The following is an 11,824-nucleotide window of genomic DNA, read 5'->3' on the forward strand; positions in this document are numbered from 1 at the left end:
CTATAATTCTTTCTCTTCCAAAAATTTTATTATTGGTGTTTACTTATTTGTTTCTAAGCGTACTAAGTTTTAAATAACAAAACTTAACGTGATGAAAACAAATAGCATAAAAAATATCAAAAACATAGTATTAGCAATCGCAATATTATTCTTTATTTCTTGCGAAACCGATATTCCAGAAACTGATACAACTACTCCTACTTTTTCCTTTAATATTTCTGGGGATGGTTTTAATAGAACGTTTACTCAAGATGATGATTTTTCTAGCATACAACTTAACTTGCGCACAGATACAACATATGATTTTATCTTTTCTGGAGCGGATACTGGTGGCGTAGATAGAATCTCTTGGCAATATCCACATGATTACATCGAGTTTTCCGAAGAAATACCTGTACCTTGGGAAACTACTACGCTTACATTTCTTTCTAGCTCCATCTATTGGGATGGTGATCCAACTAATCCGACAACTGGAAATATCTTAACAGGTAAATTAGTAACTAACGGAGATTCTATAAGTATATCATTCTCTTTTGTTGTTAAAGATTTCGGAGGATTAGATGGCGCATCAAATACTATAGAGGAATCAATGACTATCTATATCGATAATCAAAATACAGAAGTTATCTCCTTATAATCCTTAATTTAATTAAACACCCTTTTTATCCTAAGACCTATTCCAAAAATAATTGAATAGGTTTTTTTTAACTCAAAATGTTTACCCCCTCATATAAAACTACACTAATAATAAACATTAAAACTTAAAATGATGAAAACAACAATGAAATTTTTAACGTATGTAATGATGGCTTTTGCCTTAGTATTAACTTCTTGTGATGGAGAAGATGGAGCAAATGGACTCGATGGCGCTATAGGACCAGCAGGCCAAGACGGAAATGCTAATGTAGTTTCTATATCTGTTGATGCGTATACTGTAGCTATTGGCCAAAATGAAATCTTAGTTCCAGAATTAACACAAGATATTTATGATAATGGTCTTGTATTTGGATACACGACCGTAAACGGAAATCCATTTTGGGAAACTTTACCCATAGTAATTAATGAAAATACTCTTCTAGATATTGATAGAATAGAGGTAGGTAAAATTATATTGACATCTACATTTGATCAAACATTAAATTTTAGATTCGTAATTATTGAAGGAACTAATATCAGTAGTTTTGACTTTAGTAATTACGAGGAAGTGCAAAATCATTATGGCTTAGACTAATAAACTAACACTTTTAATTACCAAACTCCTTACTCAAACTATTGTGTAAGGAGTTTTATTTTGTACCGAATTTATGTACACTTCAGGACCTCTAGTTTACAGGATAATTATAATTTTATCACAAAGAGAAGCATCTACAAACTTTTATGGAATAATTTTTATAAATTGAGGGAATATTCCCTTTTAACTTAAAAACAAATAACTCATGAAAAAATTAAAAACGGTAGGCAAGCTTCTAAACAAAAAACAACAAAGATCTATTAATGGAGGTAAAGTAGTTAACTGTTATAACAATCCAATTTGCCCTCCTTATGATGAACTTGCTTGCATAGTTTACGGAGACGCATGCCATTACTTAGGTTAGAATGATATTTACATCTTATTCTCAGAGGTTCTTTTTCAAAAAAAAGAACCTCTTTTATTTATAATTAACACTTTCCTTAAGTGTTATAGTGAAAAACAAAGCTTTATTTTTCCGCTATAAATAATCGATAATATGCAGGACTTATAAAACAATCTTCCTTTCATCTATATCTCATAGATTTTAATATCAAATAATTTTTAATGACGCATTCTATTTTGTAGTTTTAGAACACGAATTATAAATTAACTCACCGATGGGAATTTTTGACGAAATAAAAAAGAAGCTTAGTAATGAATTTATAGATATTGTAGAATGGTTAGACAATACACAGGATACCATTGTACATAGATTCGAGCGTTATCAAAATGAAATAAAAAATGGCGCTCAATTAATCGTAAGAGAAGGGCAAACAGCTGTTTTTATTAATGAAGGTCAATTAGCCGATGTATTTGAACCCGGAACCTATACTTTAAATACTCAAAACTTGCCAATTTTAACAACATTAAAAGGTTGGAAGTATGGGTTTAATAGCCCATTTAAAGCAGAAGTGTATTTTGTAAATACTAGACTTTTTACGGATGAGAAATGGGGAACTAAAAACCCTATAACGCTTAATGATGATCGTTTTGGTTTGGTAGAAATTAGAGCCTTCGGAACTTATGCTTTTAAAATAAGTGATCCTGGAAAATTTATCGTTGATATTGTTGGTACAGATGCGAACTTTACAAGTTTTGAGATTAACGAACATCTTAAAAGTTTAATTTCCACTCGTTTTACTGACACTGTGGGTGAAGCGAATTTTCCTATAGAATTATATGCTGCTAATACTACTGAACTATCAGAAACTTGCAAAGAGGTAATGCAACCAGAATTTAATTCTGTTGGTATTTCCTTAGAACGATTCTTTATTGAAAATGTTTCGATGCCAGAAGATTTGAAAAAAGAAATTTTTGAATACAGTAGAATTGATAAGATTGACCTTGATAAATTAACTAAATTCAAAACGGCCAAAGCGATTGAAGCTGCCGCTGCAAATGAAGGAGGTACTGCAGGAGCAGGAATGGGAATGGGAATGGGATTTGTACTAGCGCAACAGATGGGTGGAATGATGAATCCAATGGCTACTCAGCAACAAGCACAACCTCAGCAAAATTCTCCAGTTGCTCCACCACCAATGCCTGTACAGGTACAATATTTCTACGCTGTGAATGGACAACAGGTAGGACCTGTGTCCTTCGATCAGTTAAAGACATTATTTGCCAATAGAACCGTAAATAAAGATTCTTTGGTTTGGAAACAAGGGATGGCAAATTGGAGTGCCATAAAAGATATAGAAGAATTAAAATCATTCTTAGGAGGTAGTACTCCTCCTCCACTTCCGGGAGCTTAGGAAGAAATAAATATACCTTTTATCCTTTCTTTCGTTTTAAACGAAAGAAAGGATAACTTTGTACAACCTCTAGTATCATAATTCCTGAATGGAAGAAGAAAAAAAAATATTTTCTGAACAAAAGAAATCTTGTGTTAATTGTGGTGCCGAATTAACCTATAAACCTGGTACCTCAGAGATTAAATGCGATTATTGTGGTCATGAAGAAACCATTGATCAGCAAGAAGATGAGTTTAAAGAACTTGAGTTAAAACCTTATCTAGAGGAAATGGGATCTCTTTCTCATTCTGAAGAGATTACAATGCTTCATTGCAAAAATTGTGGTGCTAATCAACATATAGAAGAGAATTACAAATCATTGCACTGCGTATATTGTACAATGCCTCTGATCATAGAGGATGCATATAAGGAAGATTGGATTCTTCCTGGAGCTGTACTTCCTTTTCAATTTGATCAAAAAAAATCCCATCAAATTTTCTCAAAATGGGTAAAAGAACTTTGGTTCGCTCCGAATAACCTTAAGAAAGCTGCATTAGATCCAGAACACACTAAAGGCTTATATCTTCCATACTGGACATTTGATGCACAATTATATGCAACTTATACAGGACAGCGAGGGGATTATTACTACGTAAGTGTACCTTATACCAAAACAGTAAATGGTAAATCAGTAAGAGGAACAAGACAAGAACGGAGAACACGATGGTCTCCCGCTAGCGGAAATGTTAGTGGTTTTGTAGACGACACTTTAATAAAAGCTTCTAATCAACGTAAAAATCCAATACCTTCTAAAATTGCTCATTGGAACCTCCAGTCTCTCGAGCCTTTTAACACCAATTTTTTAGCAGGATTTGTTACTGAGAAATATACCATTCCTCTAAAAGATGGTCATCTGTCTTCTACCCAAGAAGCAGAAAGAATAGCACGTTCTTGGTCTCGTCATGATATTGGAGGTGATACTCAAAGAGTGCATTCTGTAAATATGAGTTTATCTGAGGAAACTTTTAAACATATTTTACTTCCAGTTTATATTAGTGCATATCAATATAATGGGAAGAAATATAATTTCTTTGTAAACGGCCAAACAGGTAAAATATCTGGAAAAAGACCATATTCTTTTTGGAAAATATTTTTCTTCGTGCTTTTTATAATAGCTCTAATCGCACTCATTGTTTGGTTAGCCGACACTTATGGAAATCAGCAATAAACAAAATAAACTAATTCCTATAATCAATACTAACTATTTCGTACACAGTTTGATTAAAATCAGCACAAGGTTTTTCCTTAATAATTATAACGACATCTTTATTAAGTTTTGATTTTAGATAAGTAACATCTTTTGGAATTCCTTTTCTAGACGCGAGTTCTATTTCTTGATTTATAGAGATCATATTTATTATTCCAGAACCTGAACCTTTTATATCAGTAACCTTAGCTTTTATTGCAGCTTCTTGTGGTATATCACAAATTCGTTTATTCTTAATAATCTCCAAAGCTTGAATCGTGAGATGAATGGTATTTGGTCCTACCTGATTTTGAGCAAATACATCTGGCTTAGGCATATTATCATTGTTTACATCACCAAACCTCGGCTTCTCTACTTTTGGTTTTTCTTCAGTACTTTTTTCATTTTCCTGGGCGATACTGTTCGATTTACAAGAAAACAAGATAGTAATCAACCCTATATACATAAGTTTATTCATAGTCTTTAATATAAAAAAAGGAGTCGATTATATCAACTCCTTTTTTCATAATTAATTGTTATTAAATCTATAGTTCTACTTCTTAACTAGTTTAACTACAGTATTTGTATTAGTTCCTGAGATTTTTGCATAATACAGACCAGAAGCCAATCTTGATGAATCCCAATTTACATTAGTATTAGAATTCACATCAGTTATTGTATGTACTAAATTACCTGTGCTATTAAATATATTAATATTTACATTTTTACTTGATTTAGAGATTGCATCCCCAAAATTAAAGAAGAATGTATTATTAGACGGATTAGGATAAACAGAAATCTCGTTTACCAAGTCTAATGTAGTTAAGGTAACTTCTAATTCTGGCTCTACTAAATCTTCATTAGAACTTATAATATCTCCAAAAATTTGGAAGGTCTGATCTAATGGGTCTCTTCCTAATGCAACTGTAGTAGCTGTCCAATCTATAGCTCCTGTCCCGAAAAGATTTATAGGATCTCTAAACTGACTTACTTCACCTACAACATTATCTTGTGATGCCCAGAACCATTGGTTTCCACCATCAAACGCAAGATTAGTATATACTGATATCCAATATGCTCCACTCTCTAAAGTAACCACCTCTGGTAAATCTATATTTAAATTTGAAATATTTGGTTCTGAAACAGGAGTAATCTCTCCACTATTATAAACTTCTGCACCAGGTACTCCTCCTTCATTTTCATAAATAACAATACTTACATTGTTAAGTACAGGGCTTCCATTTACAGCACCAAAAGCTACTATTCTATCAATATTCCAAGTATTACCCGCCGGAACTGTAAAATCATCTGCTGACTGCGCCAGACCATTAAAATCTAAGAAGTTCTGAGAAGGTATTGTTGATACTTGCGTATTTGTTTGTTCATAGATCGAAGGTTCGGATACGGTAACTGTAAAACCTTCAGCCACTTGTTCTTCTCCTGAAGTAGCAATTAAACCTATTGAAGCTGCACCAATACTATCTGGGGCATATGACAAAGTAAGTGTATTACCTAATAACGTCGCTGTTACTAGTTCTGGACTAGAATTAGTTAATTCGATATCAATTGGCAATCCTTGAGACTGTACAAATAAACCAGTAATGTCTATTGTTGTTTCTTCGCTATTTTCATTTACTCCGAAATCATCTAATAAAAAGGCTGTAATCAAATTAGATTCTGGTAAAGGGTTTGCATTTACAGGAAAACGTGCACTAAATAATCCACTTCCATGAGCAGCTACCGCAATAAATCCGTCTTTTCTTGTAACAACTTCATCAGTTACTGAATTACCAATCGCAAAATTTTCTTTTCTCCAAACTGTATTTTGCCCATTTAACCTTCTAGTAGAATATAAACCAGTACTTGTTGCAGCAAATACTCTTTGTAATCGAGCGCCAAATCTACCAGCACTACTACCTAAAAAGGCTGTACTTCTTACTGAAGGTCCATTACCTGATCCATCTGCATTTTCTTCTAAGTTACCACTAATATTTGTCCAAGAATCTCCTCCATCTTCTGTAATAAATACACTTGGAATTCCATAATTAGACAATGTAATAATTACGCGATCAACATTAGATGGATCAACATTGATATCATTTACAAAACCAACAGGTAATCCTTTCCCTGTTGAAATATCTATTGCTTGTTGACCATCTATATTAGCATTATCCATTCTAAATACAGTTCCAGAATTTGTACCATAGTATAATCTATTTGCTACTGGAAATTTAGAAACATCTAAAGAAGTTATAGTAGATCCATCAGGAGTTGATGTATTTGTGAGATTTACCCAGTTTTCTGTAGCATTTGTATTTGTAAATAACGGCAATCCATCAAGATCATTATTTCTCCATATCGAACTTCCTGCCGGCATATACATGATGTTATCATTATTAGGGTCAAGAATAAATGGGTTAACAAAAGCAAAACCTGAAGCTCCTGCTGGCTCTACAGCAGAGAATGACTCAAATACACCTTCTTCATCAAAATTAAATCTAAATACATTTCCTCTCTGAGAAGAAACATAACGTGTTCTACCGTTATCAGCAATTGCACTATAAGCTCCATCTCCACCGAAGTCCGATTCCCAAATAGCATTAGAATCAGTAGAATTTGTAAACCATGTACCATTATCTTGGAATCCAGCTACTAAATCATCTGTATTTGGTTCTGGATCAAATGCTACGTGATACGGTTGTGTCGTAATGTAACCATTGTTTAACGACGTCCAAGCTACAGGTTCTACACCATCGTTGGTAGCTGTAATATCTTCTGTAACATAAACTCCACCATCATTTCCTGATAATACTTTATTAGGATTTGAAGGAAAAAATAATAATGCATGTTGATCTGGATGTTGATTCGTATATAGACTTACATTATTTAATGGAGAATATCCAGCTACCCAACTTTCTTGTCCAGCTGGAGTAGTAAATCCTGTAGTAGATCTGTACACATTAGTTCCTGCAACAAATACTAAATCACTATCTGTAGGATGCACCTTTACTATCATATTATACTCTCCCTGTAGATTCAAGTTTCCTACACTTCCTCCAATACCGAAAGGTAAGTTTACACTTAAATCAGTCCAAGTTCCTGCTGCAAGATCATATCTATTTAATAAAGCAGGGATTCCTCCAGAGTTATTTTGTGTAAGAAAATATACTGTATTTTCATTAGAAGGGTCAATTCCCATTACTGTTCTTCCATATGCAGGTACAAACCCTTCCGGTGTGATATTTGTCCAAGTATCCCCATCCGTAGAAGTAAAGAATCCAGCAGTTGGATCAGTATCAGAATCTACTGTTGCATATATTTGACCAGTAGAAGAAATTGCTACTTCTGCTTTACTATCAAAACCACCAGTTAAAACTTCTGTAAATGAATTTCCTCCATCCTGAGATCTTTGAATCCCTGTGATTGTCCCTAAATAGATATCTCCATTAGTTGGATCAATAGCTATCGAATTAATTAAATCAAAAGGTTCATTTGCATTGAATATACCAACATCAGGATTTGCTGTTGCTCTTAATAGCTCAAATGTGCGTCCACCATCTCTGGATTTATACACTCCGCTTCCTTGATAGAATGCTCCTCCAGCACTTGCCGAATTTCCGTAACGTTCTCCAGAAATGTAGTACCAAGTAAAGCTATGTCTTGGTCTAGGGTCTTGAACAATTCCTGTAATGCTAGGATCTTGAAAAGATCTAGTAACTTTTCTCCAAGTTTCTCCTGCATTCTCAGTTCGCCACAATCCCCCAGATACTCCACCAGCTAAGATCACGTTTTCATTTCTGCTATCAATTGCTAGCGCACGAGTTCTACCTCCTACATTAAATGGTCCTCTATTCTTCCAAAAAGAGAATCTACTAGATTTAGCCGCTGTTTGTAAAGATTTCTGAGATTCATCACTAATATTGATCTTTTCTGAGAACTGAAGCTCCGCTTTTCTAATCCCATCTGGTATTTTACCAGTAACAGGGTTTTTTAATCTCATCAATTCAAATTGTGATCTTTCTATCGCATTATCCGCTTGTCTTTCGAGAGGAGTTTTAGCATCAGTTGATCCCTTTTTACTGTCAAACATTTTTGTTTGCTTGTACAATTGATGTCCTTTATTTGGTTTTTCATCAGCTGTAGTCTTTAATTGTTGTACTTGAGAAGTTGCGGAAAAGGTAGTTAAGACCACCGCACAAGCACAAAATCCTCGTTTGAGGTGTTGTAGAGTTGAATTCATATTTTAAGTTAATTTTGTGTGAATACCAAAACTAACTCATTGAGACTAAAACATTTGTTAAAATATTATCAAAATATAATACTTTCTTGTTAATTTGGTTGAAGAATGATTTCTCTACTCTCCGTAATTACATGACAAATATCTTTATCAACAATAATGGGCACAGTAGAAGTAAATGTTTCATAATTATCACCTCTTACAGTAATAACATACGTTCCTGTTCTTTCGAAAGCGCCAACAAATAAATTTGTGTTGTCAAAATTTACCAATGTTTCGGTATAATCTCCATCCACAATAGTTACCGTAATGCCTGAGGTCAAAAATAAATCATTAACCGTTGCATCCTTTACAGTTATTTCTAGCCCTGCTCTTAGTTCATCTGTACAAAAAACAGGATCTAATGTATCTTGTTCGTCCAAATTACAAGCCGTACAAATCACTAATAATATAAGTACTAATTTCTTCATATTCCTTTGCATATTTATTAAGAAGATGCAATTTTAGTCATCTGGTTGCGTCTTCATTTCCGCGAAGATATATATTCTATTTCATTCTTATAAATTTTAACAAGTTTATAGACACATCGATGATCCTCAACTATATCAACAAAAATAAGGAAGGCGCTTAATATTAAAAATAAGCGCCTTCTCAAAAAATATAATTTCAATTATTACAAATCAAATTTAATCCCTTGCGCAAGAGGTAATTCAGTTGTATAATTTATAGTATTTGTTTGTCTACGCATATATACTTTCCAGGCATCAGAACCAGACTCTCTTCCTCCTCCGGTTTCCTTTTCTCCTCCAAAAGCGCCTCCTATTTCCGCACCAGAAGTCCCAATATTTACATTTGCAATTCCACAATCAGATCCAGCGTGAGATAAGAACCTTTCTGCCTCGCGTAAGTTATTAGTCATAATTGCTGAAGATAATCCTTGAGCAACACCATTCTGAACGTCGATCGCATTTTCTACATCACCACTGTATTTTAATAAATATAAAACAGGTGCAAATGTTTCGTGTTGAACAATTTCAAAAGAATTATCTGCCTCAGCGATTGCTGGTTTTACATAACATCCACTTTCATATCCTTGTCCAGAAAGAACTCCACCATCTACCACAATATTTCCTCCTTCTTTTACTACTTTTTCTAAAGCGTTTTGGTATCCGCTAACAGCATCCTTATCGATAAGAGGTCCTACATGATTATTTTCATCTAATGGATTTCCTATACGCAGTTGTTTATAAGCATCTACTACTGCATTTTTTACTTTATCATAAATTGAATCGTGAATAATCAATCTTCTTGTCGATGTACAACGCTGTCCTGCTGTTCCAACAGCACCAAAGACTGCTCCAATCACAGTCATCTTGATATCAGCATCAGGAGTTACAATAATAGCATTATTACCTCCAAGTTCTAGTAATGATTTGCCTAAACGTTCTCCGACAGTAGCTCCCACAATTTTACCCATTCTAGTAGATCCTGTTGCAGAGATCAAAGGAATACGTTTATCCGTAGTCATCATTTCTCCTACTTTATAATCTCCATTAATAAGACAAGAAACTCCTTCTGGAATATCATTATCTTTTAGAACCTTAGCAATAATGTTTTGACAAGCTACTCCACAAAGCGGTGTCTTTTCACTTGGTTTCCAAACGCACACATCACCACATATCCAAGCTAAAGCAGTATTCCAAGCCCATACGGCCACAGGAAAATTAAAAGCAGAAATAATTCCTACTATTCCCAAAGGATGATATTGTTCATACATTCTATGACCTGGTCGCTCTGAATGCATAGTTAACCCGTGTAATTGTCTGGATAAACCAACCGCAAAATCACAGATATCTATCATCTCTTGAACTTCTCCTAACCCTTCTTGATAAGATTTACCCATCTCATAAGAAACTAGTTTACCAAGAGGTTCTTTCAAAACTCTTAATTCTTCTCCAAACTGTCTAACAATCTCTCCTCTTAATGGAGCAGGCATTAACTTCCAAGATTTAAAAGCCAATTGTGCTTTTTCTATCACTTTCTCATAATCACTACCTGTTGTTGTAGTAACTTTTCCAATCAAATTACCATCCACCGGTGAAAAAGATGAAATTTCATCACCATTAGAAAACCAATCTGAACCTGTAGAAGTTCCTTTATTTAGATCAGAAACACCTAATTGCTTTAATGCTTCTTCTATTCCAAAATCTGTTGCTATAGCCGCCATATTTCTTGAATTATATTTTTAGAGATGGTAAAGATACTGTGTTTTGAAGATATATTAAATTTTGACCTGTTATATTGACAATTTTGAATAATATTTAAAAAAAATACCTTTAAAAAAATCAATCTTCTATTATAACTAAAAGTTTTAGATTAAATTGACTCTCTATATTTCTTCCACAAATCTACTATCAACAGGCATCTCTGTTCCACAATTATTACAAGTTCTTAAAGATTTACTTCCATAAAAATCCTTAAAATGTTTAAGGAAATCCTTCTCAATATCATTTAACTTAAAATAAACCTCGTGTAATTTAGCATTACAATTATCACAAAACCATAGTAATCCATCTTCAGCTTCTAAATCAGCACGTTTCCTTTCAATTACTAGGCCAATAGATCCTTTATGACGTACTGGAGAATGAGGAACTTTTGCAGGGTGCAAATACATGTCTCCAGGCCCCAATTTCATAGTTTTTTTTTCACCTTCTTCTTGAACGTGAACTTCAATTTCTCCCTCCAGTTGATAAAATAATTCTTCTGTTTCATTATAATGATAATCCTTTCTTGCATTAGGACCAGCCACTATCATTACAATATAATCCCCTGCTTCCTTATATAAATTTTTATTGCCTACTGGTGGTTTTAATGTATCTCTATTTTCCTCTATCCATTTATTAAGGTTGAAAGGTTTTTGGATTGCCATATTTGTTTATATTTTGAGATATAAAATTAAGGAAAACACAGGAAATCTTCCTAAAAACTAAACTAATCTTCTCTAAAAAAAACAAAAGCGAACCTAAGTTCGCTTCTAAAAAGTTTAGCAACCGGTATCTTCATATTCGGTGCTCCCATCAGTTGGGCAAGGGTCAGAACAGGATTGTGTAATAAAAATTGGAAAAGGACTATTCCCAGGTCTAAAAACACAAGCACAACACTCATCAAAAAAAGGGAAACCTCCTCCTTGAATAGATTGTTGTTCTGTTTTACTTAGTTTTTTACTGTTGTCGATGTTTAAAATTTTCTTAAGCATATGATTAATTTGATTTGTTGAGTTACTAAAGTTAACAAATATTACAATTCGTCAGCATATTTCTCCCAAAACACATCCTCATTTTGATCAAAATGAGCACTTATTATCAGATGTTTATCAA

At 33.6% G+C, this 11,824-nt stretch carries 10 protein-coding genes; 4 read left to right on the top strand and 6 right to left on the bottom strand.

What is annotated here, in order from left to right; all coding sequences use genetic code 11:
- The first annotated feature begins 91 nt into the window (after window positions 1-91).
- The 4 genes from BMY33_RS04995 to BMY33_RS05010 all read left to right on the top strand — a co-directional run bounded on the left by BMY33_RS04995 (window position 92) and on the right by BMY33_RS05010 (window position 4,192).
- Window positions 92-637, top strand: coding sequence for a hypothetical protein (locus BMY33_RS04995; protein WP_091406324.1), 546 nt, complete (start codon window positions 92-94; stop codon window positions 635-637).
- A 132-nt stretch (window positions 638-769) separates the two neighbouring features.
- Entirely contained in the window at window positions 770-1,231 is a 462-nt protein-coding gene (locus BMY33_RS05000) for a hypothetical protein (RefSeq protein ID WP_091406325.1), read from the top strand.
- Between the two features lie 617 nt (window positions 1,232-1,848).
- Window positions 1,849-2,985 (top strand): SPFH domain-containing protein, encoded by a 1,137-nt coding sequence (locus BMY33_RS05005; RefSeq protein WP_091406327.1) that lies wholly within the window; start codon window positions 1,849-1,851, stop codon window positions 2,983-2,985.
- Window positions 2,986-3,073: 88 nt separating this feature from the next.
- Complete coding sequence (locus tag BMY33_RS05010; RefSeq protein WP_091406329.1) at window positions 3,074-4,192, top strand: TFIIB-type zinc ribbon-containing protein; 1,119 nt, start codon at window positions 3,074-3,076, stop codon at window positions 4,190-4,192.
- 10 nt (window positions 4,193-4,202) lie between these two features.
- Here the strand turns inward: BMY33_RS05010 and BMY33_RS05015 are convergent, their stop codons facing one another.
- The 6 genes from BMY33_RS05015 to BMY33_RS05040 all read right to left on the bottom strand — a co-directional run bounded on the left by BMY33_RS05015 (window position 4,203) and on the right by BMY33_RS05040 (window position 11,703).
- Window positions 4,203-4,688: a hypothetical protein gene (locus tag BMY33_RS05015; RefSeq protein ID WP_091406330.1), complete on the bottom strand. Its 486-nt coding sequence runs from the start codon at window positions 4,686-4,688 to the stop codon at window positions 4,203-4,205.
- Between the two features lie 75 nt (window positions 4,689-4,763).
- The gene (locus tag BMY33_RS05020; RefSeq protein WP_091406332.1) at window positions 4,764-8,450 is read right to left on the bottom strand and encodes a T9SS type A sorting domain-containing protein; all 3,687 of its coding nucleotides are present in this window, start codon (window positions 8,448-8,450) and stop codon (window positions 4,764-4,766) included.
- A gap of 89 nt (window positions 8,451-8,539) precedes the next feature.
- Window positions 8,540-8,917, bottom strand: a complete 378-nt coding sequence (locus BMY33_RS05025; protein ID WP_091406334.1) for a hypothetical protein — start codon at window positions 8,915-8,917, stop codon at window positions 8,540-8,542.
- Window positions 8,918-9,120: 203 nt separating this feature from the next.
- Window positions 9,121-10,674, bottom strand: coding sequence for an L-piperidine-6-carboxylate dehydrogenase (gene amaB / locus BMY33_RS05030; protein WP_091406337.1), 1,554 nt, complete (start codon window positions 10,672-10,674; stop codon window positions 9,121-9,123).
- Window positions 10,675-10,836: 162 nt separating this feature from the next.
- Window positions 10,837-11,376, bottom strand: a complete 540-nt coding sequence (locus tag BMY33_RS05035; protein WP_091406339.1) for a 3-hydroxyanthranilate 3,4-dioxygenase — start codon at window positions 11,374-11,376, stop codon at window positions 10,837-10,839.
- Between the two features lie 114 nt (window positions 11,377-11,490).
- A complete protein-coding gene (locus tag BMY33_RS05040; protein WP_091406341.1) occupies window positions 11,491-11,703 on the bottom strand; it encodes a hypothetical protein in 213 nt (70 codons plus the stop codon).
- Window positions 11,704-11,824 lie beyond the last annotated feature (121 nt).

It is taken from the genome of Aquimarina amphilecti (assembly GCF_900109375.1).
Lineage (GTDB): Bacteria > Bacteroidota > Bacteroidia > Flavobacteriales > Flavobacteriaceae > Aquimarina > Aquimarina amphilecti.

What these genes read in the sequence shown, in the direction of transcription:
- BMY33_RS05005 (WP_091406327.1), top strand. Translation starts at nt 1,849, where the DNA reads ATGGGAATTTTTGACGAAATAAAAAAGAAGCTTAGTAATGAATTTATA.
- BMY33_RS05040 (WP_091406341.1), bottom strand. Translation starts at nt 11,703, where the DNA reads ATGCTTAAGAAAATTTTAAACATCGACAACAGTAAAAAACTAAGTAAA.
- BMY33_RS05010 (WP_091406329.1), top strand. Translation starts at nt 3,074, where the DNA reads ATGGAAGAAGAAAAAAAAATATTTTCTGAACAAAAGAAATCTTGTGTT.
- BMY33_RS05015 (WP_091406330.1), bottom strand. Translation starts at nt 4,688, where the DNA reads ATGAATAAACTTATGTATATAGGGTTGATTACTATCTTGTTTTCTTGT.
- BMY33_RS05020 (WP_091406332.1), bottom strand. Translation starts at nt 8,450, where the DNA reads ATGAATTCAACTCTACAACACCTCAAACGAGGATTTTGTGCTTGTGCG.
- BMY33_RS05025 (WP_091406334.1), bottom strand. Translation starts at nt 8,917, where the DNA reads ATGAAGAAATTAGTACTTATATTATTAGTGATTTGTACGGCTTGTAAT.
- amaB (WP_091406337.1), bottom strand. Translation starts at nt 10,674, where the DNA reads ATGGCGGCTATAGCAACAGATTTTGGAATAGAAGAAGCATTAAAGCAA.
- BMY33_RS05000 (WP_091406325.1), top strand. Translation starts at nt 770, where the DNA reads ATGAAAACAACAATGAAATTTTTAACGTATGTAATGATGGCTTTTGCC.
- BMY33_RS04995 (WP_091406324.1), top strand. Translation starts at nt 92, where the DNA reads ATGAAAACAAATAGCATAAAAAATATCAAAAACATAGTATTAGCAATC.
- BMY33_RS05035 (WP_091406339.1), bottom strand. Translation starts at nt 11,376, where the DNA reads ATGGCAATCCAAAAACCTTTCAACCTTAATAAATGGATAGAGGAAAAT.